The organism is Citrobacter sp. L55, assembly GCF_002850715.1.
In the GTDB taxonomy this organism is placed as follows: Bacteria; Pseudomonadota; Gammaproteobacteria; order Enterobacterales; family Enterobacteriaceae; genus Citrobacter; species Citrobacter braakii.
Genome location: NZ_KZ559402.1, coordinates 123,038 through 137,086 on the forward strand (window position 1 = coordinate 123,038; position 14,049 = coordinate 137,086).

A 14,049-nucleotide genomic window follows, 5' to 3' on the forward strand; every position below is an offset into this window, starting at 1 on the left:
GAACCGCCGGAGTGATTTCCGGCGGTTTTTTTACGCTTAGCGACGAACGGCGATCGCTTCAATCTCGATTTTCACGTCTTTCGGCAGACGGGCAACTTCCACGCAAGAACGCGCCGGGAAGGTGGCGTTGTGCTCGGTGAAGAATGCTTCGTAGGTCGCGTTTACGGTTGCGAAATCGTTCAGGTCTTTAACGAAGACGGTAGTTTTTACGATGTCGCCCACTTTCAGGCCTGCTGCTTCAACGATAGCTTGTACGTTTTCCAGCGACTGACGCGCCTGAGCGGACACGTCTTCCGATACGGCACCGGTTTTCGGATCGACCGGGATCTGACCGGAAGTGATTACCATGCTACCCAGGTCAACGCCCTGAACGTATGGGCCGATTGCTGCTGGTGCATTTTCCGTCGCGATAGTCTTGCTCATGATTTCTCCTGAATTACAGCGGTAATAGAATGTTCCCGGCCATTATAGGGAGCCGGGAAATCATTACCAACACCAATTAGTTGGCCAGCACCACATAATGCGAAAACTCTTTTTCACAGTATTTGCATTTGAGTGCGATGTCGTCAGCGCGCTTTTTCACTGAAAAACTGGACGATACTGGTTCAGCATGGCTGATGCAGTTGCTGTTCGGGCAAACCAGCACGTTATCGATACGTTCAGGCAGGCTCGGACGTGATTTACCCACCACGTCATAATCGTCAATGCGGTTTACCGTTGCCTGCGGAGCGTACAGGGAGAGCTGGTTTACCTGCTCGTCGGTCAGGAACGTATTTTCGATTTTAATCAGGTCTTTACGGCCCATCTCGCCAGACGGCAGGTTCAGGCCGATGGTGATACGCTGGTCGGTTTCAGTCAGTTTGAACAACGTCAGCAGCTTAAAACCAACCTGTGCGGGAATATGGTCAATTACGGTGCCACGTTTGATGGCTTCAACCTGCAGTTTGTTATCGTGTGTCATCTCTTTTTCTCCCTTACAGTGCCAGTTCGCTATTCAGTACCAGTGCCAGTAACGCCTGGCGGGCGAAGATGCCGTTGCCAGCCTGCTGGAAATACCAGGCGTGCGGCGTCTTGTCGACGTCGGTGGTGATTTCATCGATGCGCGGCAGCGGATGCAGCACCTTCATGTTCGCTCTGGCACCGTTCAGATCGCTGGCACGCAGAACAAACTGTGCTTTCACATTGGCGTATTCGGACGGGTCCAGACGCTCTTTTTGTACGCGGGTCATGTAGAGGATATCGACCTCCGCCATTACCTCTTCGATAGTGCCATGCAGGCTCCAGGCGATACCTTTTTCATTCAGCATATCCAGAATGTATTGCGGCATGGCCAGCGCGTCCGGGGCGATGAAGTAGAAGCGGTTACCTTCGAACTTTGCCAGCGCCTGGGTCAGGGAGTGGACGGTGCGGCCATATTTCAGGTCACCCACCATGGCGATTTGCAGATTGTCCAGGCGACCCTGCGTTTCCTGAATGGTAAACAGATCCAGCAGCGTTTGGGTGGGATGCTGGTTGGAACCGTCGCCGGCGTTCAGTACCGGCACGTTACCGGAGAACTCTGTTGCCAGACGCGCGGCACCTTCCTGCGGATGACGCATCACGATGGCGTCGACATAGGTGCTAATGACGGAAATGGTGTCGGCCAGAGTTTCGCCTTTTTTGCCAAGCGACGTGTTGCTGCTGTCAGAGAAACCCACCACGCTGGCGCCCAGACGGTGCATGGAGGTTTCAAAAGATAAACGGGTGCGGGTTGACGCTTCAAAGAAGCAACTGGCGATGACCTTATGTTTTAACAGCTCTGGCTGCGGGTTAGCTTTTAATTTCGCCGCCGTCGCGAGGACCAGATTAAGGTCATCGCGGCTGAGGTCGTTTATGGAAATGATGTGTTTTTGATAGAGCGGGTTAGCCATGTTTATCTCCTGACGCCTGGGCAAAAAAAAAGCCCCTCAATTGAGGGGCTCGGAATGGGTGATCAACGGAAAGAAAAACGGCAGGCCAGCGTCCTTTTTCAGACGCGGTAAGACAAAATGTCGTACACACTGAACCATACATCCTCCCGGCAAATTGTCCGCGATTATACTCAGCTCCGTTATGGGATCAAGCGAAAAATGCACTATTTATTCATCGCAAACGGTTCTTATGAATTTTAATTCATTTTGAATAGATAATTAATCTGTTTATGGACCAGGCCCGTTCGCTGTACCACCCGCGGCGCGACCCAGACAATACTGCTACCGGCAATGACGCCGAGAATTTCTGGCAACGCGTGATAATCGAGGATTCTGGCTACGGCGCGACCATAGCCAGCCGCCGTGTGGATGAGGATAAACTCGCTATTGTGTTCCACGCTGACCACCATTTCAGCAATCGATCGGGCAGCATCAGGCGCGGGTCGTGATTGCGGATTTACAGAATAAATTTTTTGCCCTTTTGTATTTCTTATTTTTATAGCACCGAGCAGTTTCAGCAGACGAGATACCGTTGACTGGCTAATCCCGGTGAAACCATGGTGTTGTAGATCGCGGCGAAGCGCTTCCTGAGACAGGTAGCTTTTTTCGCTAATCAGGCGCTGACAAATCGCCAACTGTTTCTGCTCTTTGGTCGAGTAATCATCGAATTCCTTCATAAAAACACCCTAAATTTATCATTTGTATCAATGCGATGGCGAAATTCACCACATTTGCAGTATCAATAACGGCTCAAACGGGCGGTTGTGCAGAAAAACGAGAGCGCGCTCAAAAAAGCCGTCGGGATCCGACGGCCAACAGGACTACAGCATCGCGCCGATACTCAGAACAACCATGTTCAGCACCGTCAGAATTAGCAGCAGTGGTGCGACCCATTTCAGGTAGCGCACATAAGGAACACGAGCGATGGCCAACCCACCCATCACAACCGCTGAGGTGGGGGTAATCAGATTCACAATGCCGGAAGCGGATTGATACGCGGTGACGACCAGATCCCTTTGCACATGGGCGAAGTCAGCCAGCGGGGCCATAATGGGCATCGTGAGCACCGCCAGGCCAGACGAGGAAGGGACCAGGAAGGAGAGCAAGACTTCCAGCCAGTAAGTCACATTGATGAAAATGGTGGTGGACAGACCGGAGACTAAATTTTCGGCGCTGTGCAAAATGGTGTGGGTGATCATGCCGTTGTCCATCACCACGACGATACCGCGCGCAATGCCGATAATCAGCGCCACGCCGAGCAGATCCCGTGCCCCGTCAATGAAGGTACTGGTGAATGCTTCTTCACTCATGCGGGCAATTACGCCGACGATAATCGCAGATGCCAGAAAAACCCCAGATATTTCCGCCATCCACCAGCCGAGCACCGCGACGCCATAAATCATCACTGCAAAGGCGGCGGCAAATATCAGCAGGATCCACTTACGCGTAGCCGTGAATTCAAGATTGGTATTGGCGCGACTACCGAGAAAATGGGCACGGTTTTCCTCCAGTTTATCGGCCACGATGGAAAGCTCTGGATGGCTGCGAACTTTCCGTGCATAGCGCATGACCCATATCACACAGATTACATAGCCGACGACCAGCAGCAGAATGCGCATCAGCATTCCCTGGGTGAAGGGGATCCCGGCGGCGTTAGCGGCAATAACCGTTGCGAAAGGGTTGATTGTTGAACCGAGGGTGCCGATGCCTGCGCCAAGCAAAACGGTTGCAGCAGCAACCAGTGGATCAAAGCGCGCAGCCATCATGACCGGAACCAATAAGGTGTAGAAAGGAAGTGATTCTTCCGCCATGCCGTAAATCGTGCCTCCGGCGGCGAAAAGTCCCATCAGGATGGGGATCATCCACTCTTCTTTGCCATTCAGCCTGACCGTCACGCGTTCGATTCCGGCGTCGATGGCGCCCGTTTTGTTTACCACGCCGAGAAACCCGCCAATAATCAGGACAAACAACGCCACATCAATCGCGCCTGCGGTGTAGGTTTCGTGGTTATAAAGCCCGTCAATCGGAGCCAGCAGTACAGCCGTTAAACCTTGTGGATGCGCCTCTGTTGGGGCATAGGTAGCGGCAACCGGCACTTCTTTGCCCAGGGTGGCATTCATCGCCATCTGGTATTTCCCGGCAGGGACAATCCAGGTCATAACGGCGACGAGCGCAATGAGAATAAACAGGATGGTATACGCGCTGGGAAATTTGAATTTGCCCATGATGTTCTCCGGATAGCTTGGGCATATGCCGCCAGGCGACACATGCCCGCTGGGGTTAGTCGCCGAGTGTCGCTACCATGACCGCTTTAATGGTATGCATCCGGTTTTCTGCTTCGTCGAAGACGATGGAATGCGCTGACTCAAATACCTCCTCCGTGACTTCAAGCCCTTTCAGGCCGTAAGCCGCTTCGATTTCACGGCCCACTTTGGTGTGCTCGTTATGGAAGGCGGGCAGGCAGTGCATGAATTTCACATTGGGATTGCCGGTCGCATCGATGACCTGCTGGTTAATTTGATAAGGCGTCATCAGGCTGACGCGTTCTGCCCACGCCTCTTTGGGTTCCCCCATCGAAACCCAGACATCGGTGTAGAGAAAGTCCACGTCGTAAACGCCTTCCTCAACATCCTCTGTGAGCGTAATGCGCGCGCCCGTCACGCTGGCGATTTCACGGCATTCGGCAACCAGCGCCTCGTCCGGCCAGAAGGATTTCGGTGCGACCAGACGAATATCCATCCCCATTTTCGCCGCGCCGACCATCAGCGAATTGCCCATGTTATTGCGGGCGTCACCGAGGTAAGCGAAGCTCAGTTCGGGTAAGGTTTTACCCGGGGCGTGTTCCAGCATGGTCATCAGATCCGCGAGGATCTGCGTAGGGTGGAATTCATTCGTCAGCCCGTTCCAGACCGGCACACCAGCGAACTGCCCCAGTTCTTCCACGATCTCCTGGCCGTAGCCGCGGTATTCAATACCGTCATACATGCGACCTAACACGCGGGCGGTATCTTTCATCGACTCTTTATGACCAATCTGCGAGCCGCTTGGGCCAAGGTAGGTCACCTGTGCGCCCTGATCGAAAGCGCCGACTTCAAAGGCGCAGCGGGTGCGAGTTGACGTTTTTTCGAAGATTAGCGCGATATTTTTACCGACCAGCGTTTGCCTTTCGCGTCCGGCTTTTTTTGCCGTTTTTAACTCGATAGCCAGATCGATCAGGTACTGGATTTCCGTTGGGGTGTAGTCCAGCAATTTGAGAAAATTGCGATTTTTCAGGTTAACAGTCATGAAAATATCCTTATGTAGGCTGGATAAGGCTTCGCTTTACCCAGCAAAAAAAGCCTTAAGCGTTAACATCAGTGGCTTCGCGCCGAATTAGCGTGCCTTTGTCACCGGCGAGAATGGCCGAACCGTCAGCCAACGAGCCGATGCCAGCAATCCCGTGACAGTGAGAGACAAATTCCGCGCAGGCGGTGACTTTGGGGCCCATTGAACCGGCGTCGAATTGCATTTCGCCGAGCCGTTCCGGCGTAACCTGGGCCAGCGGGCGCTGGGTAGGTTTGCCCCAGTCGAGATACACCGCATCGGCATCGGTCAGGATCAGCAGCGCATCGGCGTGGATTTGTTTGGCGAGCAGGGCGGCGGAGAGATCTTTGTCGATCACCGCTTCAATACCGTGGTAGCCATCGGCTTTTTCCACCACCGGTACGCCGCCACCGCCGTTGCAGATAACCAGATGATCGCGGGCGATCAGTGTGCGAATGGCGTCACTTTCCACGATTCGTTTGGGTTGTGGAGAGGGCACAACACGGCGGAATGCTTTACCATCGGCTTTGAAAACCCAGCCTTTTTCCGCCTGTAACGCGTGGGCCTGGGGTTCGTCATAAATCGGCCCGATATATTTGGTGGGATTGCTGAAGGCCGGATCGTGGGCATCGACTTCAACCTGAGTCAGCAGGACACTAATTTCACGCTGTGGGAGCTGGTTTTTCAGGGCCTGTTGCAGCATATAGCCAATCATTCCCTGACTTTCTGCGCCGAGAATATCGAGCGGATAGGGGGTGACGTTGGCATAAGCACTGTTTTGTAACGCCAAAAGTCCAACCTGCGGGCCATTGCCGTGTACCAGAATTACGCGCCACTGCTGCGTGAGTTGAGCGAGAGTTCTTGCCGCCAGCTCAATATTCTTGCGTTGGATGTCGGCTTCCAGCGGTTCGCCGCGTTTGAGTAGTGCATTGCCGCCCAGCGCCACAACCAGGGTAGGTTTGTTTTCCATAACGTCTCCTTAAATACCGTCGCGTTCCAGCGGACAACTCATGCAGCGCGCACCGCCGCGCCCACGTCCCAGTTCGTCGCCAGGAATGGGTAAAACAGTGATGCCAGCTTTGTCGTATTTTTCGTTGGTCCAGATGTTACGTTCGTAGCCCACCACAACCCCGGGGCGCAGCGTCAGAACATTGTTCGCGTCATTCCACTGTTCGCGTTCAGCTTCGAAGGCGTCGCCACCGGTGGTGATCAGATTGATCTGGTCGAGGCCAAGTGCTTTTTCGAGGGCATGTACCAGCGTACTTTCCTGGGTGCGTTTCAGGCCGCCACGCCCGTCTGGTGTCAGGGTCCAGCACTGGACATCCGGGCGCACCACTTCCGGGTAGACGGAGAAGGTATCGATATCGATGTGGGTCATGACGGTATCGAGGTGCATACAGGAGCGATGTTTCGGCAGTTCGACTGCGATGACGCGTTCTGCCTGGCGATGCTTAAATAGCGACTGGGCAAGGAACTCAATGCCCTGCGGCGTGGTACGTTCCGACATACCGATGAGAACTGCGCCGCGACCAATGACCAGCACATCTCCACCTTCTAATGTGGCGTGGTCGTAATTAATATTTTCATCGCCGAAATATTTAATAAAATCACCATCGGCAAATTGTGGATGCCAACGGTAAATCGCCCGCAAGTTATTAGTTTCTCGTTGACGTGCAGTTTTTGCCATCGGATTAATGGATACGCCGTTATATATCCAGCATGAGGTGTCGCGGGTAAATAAGTGGTTTGGTAATGGCTTCATAATAAAGTCATTAATATCGTGAGTATCGACCACCATATTTTTGATTGAGGCAGGAATTTCTCCGTATGTCAGCCCACCGCTTAAATGTCGGGCGAGCTCCCGGTGCTGCATATCTGCAAGCCAGGCGCGAATATCCGTGGCGAAAGCGGGGCCAAGGCGATAATCAGAAATTTGTGTATCCAGTAGCCAGCTTTTGGCATCGGGGATATCCAGAGTTTGTGTCAATAAATCAGTGAGTAACAGAACCTCAATTCCCTGTTGACGTAACGTGTTGGCGAAAATGTCATGCTCTTCTCCTGCACGTTCTACCGAAAGAACATCATCAAAAAGCAGTTCCTGGCAATTTGACGGCGTCAGCCTTTTTAGGCTGAGGTTAGGGCGATGTAGCATTACGCTACGTAATTGACCGATTTCAGACCCGACATAATGCTTTTCCATCATTATTCCTTTAATACGATTTTAAAAAATAAAGAGGAGATGCCTGCAAATAATGTTTATTGCAGTCATGATTTTTCAGCTGATTTCAGAATCTATATTTAGATCTTATTTGATAGAGAAACGTGATTCATTTCACAGTCAGGTCGATGTTTGGCATTTGTTGTTTAATTTATGAGATAGCTCTGAGAATTTAAAAAATAAAAACATGAATAATTGAATTACTACGCAGGAATATGTCTTGTTATTTAACTGTGTTAATTTTATGTACATATCTAAATATTTAATAAATTAAATAGTGCGTTGATTTTTATATGTTTTTCTATATTTAGTGAATTTTTATGCGAATCTATTATTTTATTATTTGTGCTGTAAGGTTTATTTCAAAATAAATATGGCGATGAAGAAAGATAACGAAGGAGACGTAAACTGTGATCGATTGCTGGTTTTTCTAACAAAGCTTTCTATAACAGTGAGTTAGTGACTGAGTTGAAAAGTATGAGACGAAAGTTATGCAGAGTTTATGCATAACCTGTTGCTGGCTATTAGCATTATTTAACATCATCAGCGATAAACATGCGTTGACGCAAAATATCGGCAAATAGCAGTGGTATGGCAGGCCGTTTTTTCGTATAACAACCAAAATGAAACGATGTTTTAATTAAGGGGTTTGAAATGATTGTCGGCAATATTCACAACCTGGATGCCTGGCTGCCGGAAGAGCTGCGTCAGGCGATTGAGCACATTAAAGCGCACGTGACGGATGCGACGGAAAAGGGTAAGCACGACATCGACGGCGAACGTCTGTTCTATCTGATTGCTGAAGATATGACGGAGCCGTTTGCGCAGCGCCGCGCCGAATATCACGCTCGCTATCTGGATATTCAGATCCTGCTCAAAGGTCAGGAAGGCATGACTTTCAGCACGCAGCCTGCGGGCGCACCGGAAACTGACTGGCTGGCGGATAAAGATATCGCCTTCCTGCCGGAAGGCGAACAGGAGAAAACGGTGGTGCTGAATGAAGGTGACTTCGTCGTCTTTTATCCGGGCGAAGTGCATAAACCGCTGTGCGCGGTCGGTGCTCCGGCGCTGGTACGCAAAGCCGTGGTGAAAATGCGGGTAGCATAAACCGGTTTGCCGGGTGCGACTTACCCGGCCTACGGAAGCACGATGGTAGGCCGGATAGGGTGCGTCAGCATCGCCATCCGGCAATTCGATCACGCAACGCTATGATTTGGAAAGCGTCGCGACCATCACCGCCTTGATGGTGTGCATCCGGTTTTCCGCCTGATCAAATACGATACTGGCGGGTGACTCAAACACCTCGTCGGTCACTTCCATGCCGCCGTGCAGACCATATTCCTGCGCCATTTGTTTGCCAAGCGTGGTTTGATCGTCATGGAACGCGGGCAGGCAGTGCAGGAATTTCACCTGCGGATTGCCGGTCAACGCCATCATCGCGCTATTAACCTGGTACTTACGCAACTGCGCAATACGTTCGGCCCATTTCTCTTTCGCTTCGCCCATCGATACCCAGACGTCGGTATAGATGAAGTCCGCGCCTTTCACGCCCGTGGCGACATCTTCGGTTAGCGTTATATTGCCGCCGTTTTTCTGTGCCAGCGCTTTACACTCCGCAACGAGGCTTTCCTCCGGCCAGCAGGCCTGGGGCGCGACCAGGCGCAGATCCAGTCCGGTTAACGCAGCGGCTTCCAGCATGGAATTGCCCATATTGTTGCGGGCATCGCCGGTGTAGACCAGCACCATCTCATTAAACGCTTTACCCGGCAGGTGTTCCTGCATCGTGAGTAAATCCGCCAGCAGTTGGGTAGGGTGAAATTCGTTGGTTAATCCGTTCCAAACCGGAACTCCGGCATATTCCGCCAGCGTCTCGACAATTTCCTGACCGTGGCCCCGATACTGAATACCGTCGTACATACGACCGAGTACGCGGGCGGTGTCTTTGATCGACTCTTTATGACCAATCTGGCTGCCGCTCGGCCCGAGATACGTCACGCGCGCGCCCTGATCGTATGCGGCAACTTCGAAAGAGCAACGGGTGCGGGTTGAGTCTTTTTCGAAGATGAGCGCGATGTTTTTACCGGTGAGTTTAGCGACCTCTGTACCGTTTTTCTTATCCGTCTTGAGCTGCGCGGCGAGCTGGAGCAGTGACGTGAGTTCAGCAGAGGTGAAATCAAGCAGTTTCAAAAAATGTTTCTGATAAAACGCAGACATAGTTCCCTCACATGGCTTAGGCCATTTATTGAATTAAAATTCAATTTATATGGATGTTTATTCATTTGCAACCTTGTTTAACAAATCTTTCCTGGAAAGGTGGAGGCAATGACAGCGGTATGTGACAATAAGAGTATCGGCAGGACATTATGAGGAATGAGCCATGGCAAACCCGGAACTACTGGAAGAACAGCGTGAAGAAACGCGCTTGATTATTGAAGAGTTACTCGAAGATGGCAGCGATCCAGACGCGCTGTACACCATCGAGCATCACCTTTCCGCGGACGACTTTGAGACCCTGGAAAAAGCGGCAGTAGAAGCCTTCAAGCTGGGTTATGAAGTGACCGAGCCGGAAGAGCTGGAGGTGGAAGAGGGCGACACGGTTATTTGCTGTGACATCCTGAGCGAATGTGCTCTGAATGCCGAGTTGATCGACGCTCAGGTTGAGCAACTGATGAACCTGGCTGAAAAATTTGATGTGGAATACGACGGTTGGGGCACCTATTTTGAAGACCCGAACGGCGAAGAAGGTGAAGACGGCGACGATGAAGACCTCGTCGACGAAGATGATGACGGCGTGCGTCACTAAGTCATCTGCTGACCTACGGTAGCGTCTGCTGCCGTAGGCCAAGGATAACGTATGGATTACCTGCAAATACTCTCCCCGATCCACAACTTCCTGCACTGTAAAACGCCCCAGGCCTGGCTTGATAAAGCGCGAGCCCCGGCGAATCTCCCTCTGTTACTGACGGATCATCTCGTCTGCGAGCTGAAAGCGGCGCAAACGGCCATGCTGCTGGTGCGTAAGTATGTTGCAGATAAACAGGGATCGCAGGCGCTACTGGACTGGCTGAAACCCTATGAAGCGTATGCTTTCAGAGAAGGGGATGAACCGGATTTTATCGCGCTGAATAAACAGATAAGTAAAAGCGTAATGCCGCAAACTGACGACCCGTGGGGGCGCAAGCTGATCGACAGCATGGTTTTGCTGATCAAAGAAGAGCTGCACCACTTCTGGCAGGTGCGTGAGGCGATGATGAGCCGCAACATTCCCTACGTCAAAATTACCGCCAGCCGTTATGCCAAAGGCATGCTCAAAGAGGTGCGAACCCACGAGCCATTAACGCTAATCGACAAACTGATTTGCGGGGCTTACATTGAGGCGCGTTCTTGTGAACGGTTCGCCGCGCTGGCGCCGTATTTGGATGACGATTTACAGGCATTTTATCTTTCGCTGCTGCGATCCGAGGCGCGGCACTATCAGGACTATCTGGCGCTGGCACAGCAGGTTTCTGCCGACGATATCAGTAGTCGGGTGCGGTTCTTTGGCGAAGTAGAAGCCGCATTGATTACTTCTCCCGACGATGAATTCCGCTTCCACAGCGGCGTGCCAGCCTGACTCTCTTCTCTGACGCGCGGCGCTAATCGTCGCGCGGTTTTACCTTTCCTGTTTCCATTAGCAAAATCTGGTGGCTGGAAATCGCTCGCTGCTGCCGTAATAATCAAAACACACGAAGGGGAAATATATCCCCGCAACAGAGACTGTTTTGCATAAGGATGGTTAATGAACTGGGCACACGTATTGTTGGCGGGTTATATCGGGGCGGTGATTGCTATCGTCGTTGGCATGTTTCGCAAAAAAGGCTGGCTGGGCAAGATCTCCGGCGCGGTGGTTTTTGTGGTGGCGATTGTCGCGTGGAATCTGTTTGATGTGCACTACCTGATCCCGCGCGAAAGCCCTGATTATGGGCTGACGGACGCGCAGAAATTTGAAAATGCGATGCTGGCAATGCCTGTTTATCAGGTACTTAAAGAGCAGGAACCCGCGTTATGGCAGAACATCCTCAACCAGGCAACGCAACTGAAAGAAGCTGGGAAAAGCGAACAACAGATTATCGACGCTATTCAGCCGCAAATCCTGCAGGTACAGATGGCGCGTTTGCAGCAGGCACCCGATGCCAATGTGATTGAGTATATGAAAATTAACCTCGAGCAGATTGCTGCGGTGGCAAAAGTGGGCGATGAGGAGTGTTTTCGCTTTCTGTTCCCGGCGGTGAAAGGCGGGATTAACCCGGTGCGTATTATTCCGCGGGAGCTGATGAATCGTCGTATGGCCAGCGACATGAGTATGATGCACGCGGCTTATGGCCCGAACAAACATACGGTTACGGCGCAAGAGAAACAGCTGGCGCTTCAGGATCTGCAATCCATCAGCCCGGGATTGGTACAGCGCTTTGGACCGGATATCCAGATTATGGCTGATCCGAGTAAAGGTGTGGGCAAAGAGAAAGTCGCCTGTGAAATGGTGCAGGATTTATGGTCACAGGTGCTGACGCTGCCAACCGCTCGCGCGGCTGGCGTCATTCGGCTGATGCTCTCCGCCGAAATGCAGTAACGCAACCATTGCCCCTCCGGCTGAAGTCAGAGGGGCTTTAACATCCGCACTTCGCAATCCACGTGCCCGGTACAGCCCAGCGCTTCGTTGATATGCTCAAACCCTAAATGTTCATACAGGCGGATTGCCTCGGTCAGAAACGCCGTGGTCTCCAGATAGCACTGTTTGAAACCCTGCTCACGGGCATGTTCGAGGGCCATCAGCGCCAGCTTTTTCGCCAGTCCCTGACCGCGTGCGCTCGACAGGAAGTACATCTTTTGCAGTTCGCAAATGTCCGGTTCGCTACATCCTAACGGCGCAACGCCGCCGCCGCCCACGACTTCACCGTTTTGCTCAACCACCCAGTAGGCCGCGCCCGGCTGGCTGTAAACCTGGAATAGTTCATCCAGATTAGGGTCGGCAACGGTATAGCCCTTATCGGCAGTAAGCCCGTATTCAGCGGAAACTTTGCGGATCACCGCAGCGATAGCGGCATTATCTGCTGCGGTGATTCGGCGCAGCGTAAGCGTGGTGGGTAGCACAACATTCATAATATGGCTCAATTCTAAAAATACACTTATATATTTATTTAATACCACTCTCTTCTGTCGGGTGCAAGACGTTCCTGAATCAGAAAAAATTAAAACACATTGGCTAATTAAAAATAGTATTGTAAACGAACCAGTAAATAAACACTGGTTTTTATTTTTTATCTTAATGGAATTTATATTAGGGATATTGTTCATGAATGATTTTGTTGGTGGTCGGGAAAATCAACGACACACATTTATTTTTATCGGTAAAGGATGGCAGTACTTTATTATTTGCATTGTCAATTTTTTGCTGTGTTGTATTACTCTGGGTATTTATACACCGTGGGCGATAGTGAAATGTCGGCGTTATATTTACGAAAATATGACTCTCAATGGCCAACCCTTTACCTATAAGGCGACAGGTGGCGCGATATTCGTAAGCTTCTTGTCGATTATGGTGGTTTATGGTGCCAGCATGAGTTCTATTGCTAACGGCAGTCCTCTCGTTGGTTTTACTTTGATTGGTTTACTGGTAGCAGTCCTTCCATTAATGACCATAAAAAGCCTGCAGTATCAGGCGATGATGACGTCGCTTAACGGTGTGCGTTTTGGTTTTGACTGCTCACAATTACATGCATGGCTTTTTTTACTGGTTGTGCCAGTGGTGCTTGCTGTGGTGAACTGGGGAGTGATTTATCTTCTGATACTTGCCACCGACTGGATTGAGGGCAGTACTGGAATGCTTATCAGAATAGCATTTATTGCGTTGGTGGGAATTGTGGGCATGGGTATCACCTACGGTATTACCTGTGCAAAATGGATGCAGTTAGTGGGTAATGGCGGTAATTTTGGTATTCACCGCTTTACTATTAACGTTAATATGAAAGTAAGCATAGTGGGGTGTATTAAAGCCGTGCTGGTGTTGCTGCCATTTGTTGTTGTGATTGTCTGGCTAATTGCCCCTATTTTTCTGCAAATGGTGATGTTGGCTGTGTTAGGCGTGGCCGACGACGAATTTATCCGGGAGAATCAGAGCAGAATAATGGCGAGCTATTTTCTCTATTTCGCTGGAATTATTGTGGTTGGAAGCTATTTATACACCACGCTACGTAATCTGTTCATGAATAACCTGGCGCTGGCCGAGGGCAAAATCCGCTTTCATTCTTCCGTCACTGCACATGGCCTGATCTGGCGTTTTGTACTGGTGTTGTTTATTTCAGGCATCACGTTTGGGCTAGCTTATCCGTGGATGAAAATGTGGCTGGTCAGTTGGCTGGCCAGTAACTCCCATGTACAAGGGGATTTGGATGCGCTGGAACTGACTGACCATACAGAGGCGTTGGAAACAGGTCCGGCGATGTGGGTATCACGTGGTGTGATGACCTACTTCCCGTTCATCTGATACAACAAGGCCGGAGCATGCTCCGGCCTTTAATACGTGTATAACGTCAACGGCAA

The 14,049-nt window shown here is 51.1% G+C and carries 19 protein-coding genes; 6 read left to right on the forward strand and 13 right to left on the reverse strand.

The features are described from left to right. Positions 1-36 precede the first annotated feature (36 nt). From ridA to pyrL, 5 genes are all read right to left on the reverse strand, one after another. A complete protein-coding gene (ridA, locus tag B9P82_RS10650) occupies positions 37-423 on the reverse strand; it encodes a 2-iminobutanoate/2-iminopropanoate deaminase (RefSeq protein WP_016151491.1) in 387 nt (128 codons plus the stop codon). A gap of 76 nt (positions 424-499) precedes the next feature. Next, positions 500-961: an aspartate carbamoyltransferase regulatory subunit gene (gene pyrI, locus B9P82_RS10655; protein WP_016151492.1), complete on the reverse strand. Its 462-nt coding sequence runs from the start codon at positions 959-961 to the stop codon at positions 500-502. Between the two features lie 13 nt (positions 962-974). After that, the gene (gene pyrB, locus B9P82_RS10660; RefSeq protein WP_016151493.1) at positions 975-1,910 is read right to left on the reverse strand and encodes an aspartate carbamoyltransferase; all 936 of its coding nucleotides are present in this window, start codon (positions 1,908-1,910) and stop codon (positions 975-977) included. 2 nt (positions 1,911-1,912) lie between these two features. Then, positions 1,913-1,966: a pyrBI operon leader peptide gene (locus B9P82_RS29400; RefSeq protein ID WP_106875647.1), complete on the reverse strand. Its 54-nt coding sequence runs from the start codon at positions 1,964-1,966 to the stop codon at positions 1,913-1,915. Then, positions 1,947-2,048, reverse strand: coding sequence for a pyr operon leader peptide (gene pyrL / locus B9P82_RS10665; protein WP_003025819.1), 102 nt, complete (start codon positions 2,046-2,048; stop codon positions 1,947-1,949). Before pyrL ends, B9P82_RS29400 begins: the two co-directional genes overlap by 20 nt. Between pyrL and B9P82_RS10670 the strand changes: the two genes are divergently transcribed. Next, complete coding sequence (locus B9P82_RS10670) at positions 2,028-2,150, forward strand: hypothetical protein (protein WP_085951096.1); 123 nt, start codon at positions 2,028-2,030, stop codon at positions 2,148-2,150. The two genes, pyrL and B9P82_RS10670, sit on opposite strands and share 21 nt — an antisense overlap. On the opposite strand, the gene B9P82_RS10675 is transcribed toward B9P82_RS10670, so the two are convergent. The 5 genes from B9P82_RS10675 to arcA all read right to left on the reverse strand — a co-directional run bounded on the left by B9P82_RS10675 (position 2,147) and on the right by arcA (position 7,452). Next, on the reverse strand, positions 2,147-2,626 hold the full coding sequence (locus B9P82_RS10675; protein WP_003839609.1) for an arginine repressor: 480 nt from the start codon (positions 2,624-2,626) through the stop codon (positions 2,147-2,149). The genes B9P82_RS10670 and B9P82_RS10675 overlap by 4 nt on opposite strands. 144 nt (positions 2,627-2,770) lie before the next feature. Then, a complete protein-coding gene (locus B9P82_RS10680) occupies positions 2,771-4,174 on the reverse strand; it encodes a YfcC family protein (RefSeq protein WP_101700318.1) in 1,404 nt (467 codons plus the stop codon). Positions 4,175-4,229: 55 nt separating this feature from the next. Then, positions 4,230-5,234, reverse strand: a complete 1,005-nt coding sequence (gene argF / locus B9P82_RS10685; protein ID WP_016155572.1) for an ornithine carbamoyltransferase — start codon at positions 5,232-5,234, stop codon at positions 4,230-4,232. A 55-nt stretch (positions 5,235-5,289) separates the two neighbouring features. Continuing rightward, positions 5,290-6,222, reverse strand: a complete 933-nt coding sequence (gene arcC, locus B9P82_RS10690) for a carbamate kinase (protein ID WP_016151496.1) — start codon at positions 6,220-6,222, stop codon at positions 5,290-5,292. Between the two features lie 9 nt (positions 6,223-6,231). Beyond that, entirely contained in the window at positions 6,232-7,452 is a 1,221-nt protein-coding gene (gene arcA, locus B9P82_RS10695) for an arginine deiminase (RefSeq protein ID WP_016151497.1), read from the reverse strand. 672 nt (positions 7,453-8,124) lie between these two features. Between arcA and B9P82_RS10705 the strand changes: the two genes are divergently transcribed. Next, on the forward strand, positions 8,125-8,577 hold the full coding sequence (locus B9P82_RS10705; RefSeq protein ID WP_016151499.1) for a YhcH/YjgK/YiaL family protein: 453 nt from the start codon (positions 8,125-8,127) through the stop codon (positions 8,575-8,577). A 99-nt stretch (positions 8,578-8,676) separates the two neighbouring features. On the opposite strand, the gene argF (B9P82_RS10710) is transcribed toward B9P82_RS10705, so the two are convergent. Both argF (B9P82_RS10710) and B9P82_RS29405 read right to left on the reverse strand, forming a co-directional pair. Beyond that, on the reverse strand, positions 8,677-9,684 hold the full coding sequence (gene argF, locus B9P82_RS10710; RefSeq protein ID WP_016155574.1) for an ornithine carbamoyltransferase: 1,008 nt from the start codon (positions 9,682-9,684) through the stop codon (positions 8,677-8,679). Next, complete coding sequence (locus tag B9P82_RS29405) at positions 9,654-9,749, reverse strand: putative translational regulatory protein ArgL (protein WP_370916541.1); 96 nt, start codon at positions 9,747-9,749, stop codon at positions 9,654-9,656. The genes argF (B9P82_RS10710) and B9P82_RS29405 overlap by 31 nt, the downstream gene beginning before the upstream one ends. Before the next feature lie 98 nt (positions 9,750-9,847). Here B9P82_RS29405 and rraB point away from each other — a divergent pair, with 98 nt between their 5' ends. The 3 genes from rraB to B9P82_RS10725 all read left to right on the forward strand — a co-directional run bounded on the left by rraB (position 9,848) and on the right by B9P82_RS10725 (position 12,079). After that, complete coding sequence (gene rraB, locus B9P82_RS10715; protein WP_016151501.1) at positions 9,848-10,273, forward strand: ribonuclease E inhibitor RraB; 426 nt, start codon at positions 9,848-9,850, stop codon at positions 10,271-10,273. Between the two features lie 51 nt (positions 10,274-10,324). Continuing rightward, positions 10,325-11,083 (forward strand): tRNA isopentenyl-2-thiomethyl-A-37 hydroxylase MiaE, encoded by a 759-nt coding sequence (miaE, locus tag B9P82_RS10720; protein WP_019078254.1) that lies wholly within the window; start codon positions 10,325-10,327, stop codon positions 11,081-11,083. A gap of 165 nt (positions 11,084-11,248) precedes the next feature. After that, on the forward strand, positions 11,249-12,079 hold the full coding sequence (locus tag B9P82_RS10725) for a hypothetical protein (protein WP_049268898.1): 831 nt from the start codon (positions 11,249-11,251) through the stop codon (positions 12,077-12,079). A 26-nt stretch (positions 12,080-12,105) separates the two neighbouring features. On the opposite strand, the gene B9P82_RS10730 is transcribed toward B9P82_RS10725, so the two are convergent. Further along, positions 12,106-12,609, reverse strand: coding sequence for a GNAT family N-acetyltransferase (locus tag B9P82_RS10730; protein WP_075849114.1), 504 nt, complete (start codon positions 12,607-12,609; stop codon positions 12,106-12,108). Between the two features lie 193 nt (positions 12,610-12,802). Between B9P82_RS10730 and B9P82_RS10735 the strand changes: the two genes are divergently transcribed. Next, positions 12,803-13,993, forward strand: a complete 1,191-nt coding sequence (locus B9P82_RS10735; protein WP_101700319.1) for a YjgN family protein — start codon at positions 12,803-12,805, stop codon at positions 13,991-13,993. Positions 13,994-14,049 lie beyond the last annotated feature (56 nt).

Bases quoted from the DNA above. Each gene is read 5' to 3' on its own strand.
- B9P82_RS10670 (WP_085951096.1), top strand. From the start codon at position 2,028: ATGTCGTACACACTGAACCATACATCCTCCCGGCAAATTGTCCGCGAT.
- ridA (WP_016151491.1), bottom strand. From the start codon at position 423: ATGAGCAAGACTATCGCGACGGAAAATGCACCAGCAGCAATCGGCCCA.
- pyrB (WP_016151493.1), bottom strand. From the start codon at position 1,910: ATGGCTAACCCGCTCTATCAAAAACACATCATTTCCATAAACGACCTC.
- argF (WP_016155574.1), bottom strand. From the start codon at position 9,684: ATGTCTGCGTTTTATCAGAAACATTTTTTGAAACTGCTTGATTTCACC.
- B9P82_RS10705 (WP_016151499.1), top strand. From the start codon at position 8,125: ATGATTGTCGGCAATATTCACAACCTGGATGCCTGGCTGCCGGAAGAG.
- miaE (WP_019078254.1), top strand. From the start codon at position 10,325: ATGGATTACCTGCAAATACTCTCCCCGATCCACAACTTCCTGCACTGT.
- B9P82_RS10725 (WP_049268898.1), top strand. From the start codon at position 11,249: ATGAACTGGGCACACGTATTGTTGGCGGGTTATATCGGGGCGGTGATT.
- argF (WP_016155572.1), bottom strand. From the start codon at position 5,234: ATGACTGTTAACCTGAAAAATCGCAATTTTCTCAAATTGCTGGACTAC.
- arcA (WP_016151497.1), bottom strand. From the start codon at position 7,452: ATGGAAAAGCATTATGTCGGGTCTGAAATCGGTCAATTACGTAGCGTA.
- B9P82_RS29405 (WP_370916541.1), bottom strand. From the start codon at position 9,749: ATGAATAAACATCCATATAAATTGAATTTTAATTCAATAAATGGCCTA.
- rraB (WP_016151501.1), top strand. From the start codon at position 9,848: ATGGCAAACCCGGAACTACTGGAAGAACAGCGTGAAGAAACGCGCTTG.
- arcC (WP_016151496.1), bottom strand. From the start codon at position 6,222: ATGGAAAACAAACCTACCCTGGTTGTGGCGCTGGGCGGCAATGCACTA.
- pyrI (WP_016151492.1), bottom strand. From the start codon at position 961: ATGACACACGATAACAAACTGCAGGTTGAAGCCATCAAACGTGGCACC.
- pyrL (WP_003025819.1), bottom strand. From the start codon at position 2,048: ATGGTTCAGTGTGTACGACATTTTGTCTTACCGCGTCTGAAAAAGGAC.
- B9P82_RS10680 (WP_101700318.1), bottom strand. From the start codon at position 4,174: ATGGGCAAATTCAAATTTCCCAGCGCGTATACCATCCTGTTTATTCTC.
- B9P82_RS10675 (WP_003839609.1), bottom strand. From the start codon at position 2,626: ATGAAGGAATTCGATGATTACTCGACCAAAGAGCAGAAACAGTTGGCG.
- B9P82_RS10735 (WP_101700319.1), top strand. From the start codon at position 12,803: ATGAATGATTTTGTTGGTGGTCGGGAAAATCAACGACACACATTTATT.
- B9P82_RS10730 (WP_075849114.1), bottom strand. From the start codon at position 12,609: ATGAATGTTGTGCTACCCACCACGCTTACGCTGCGCCGAATCACCGCA.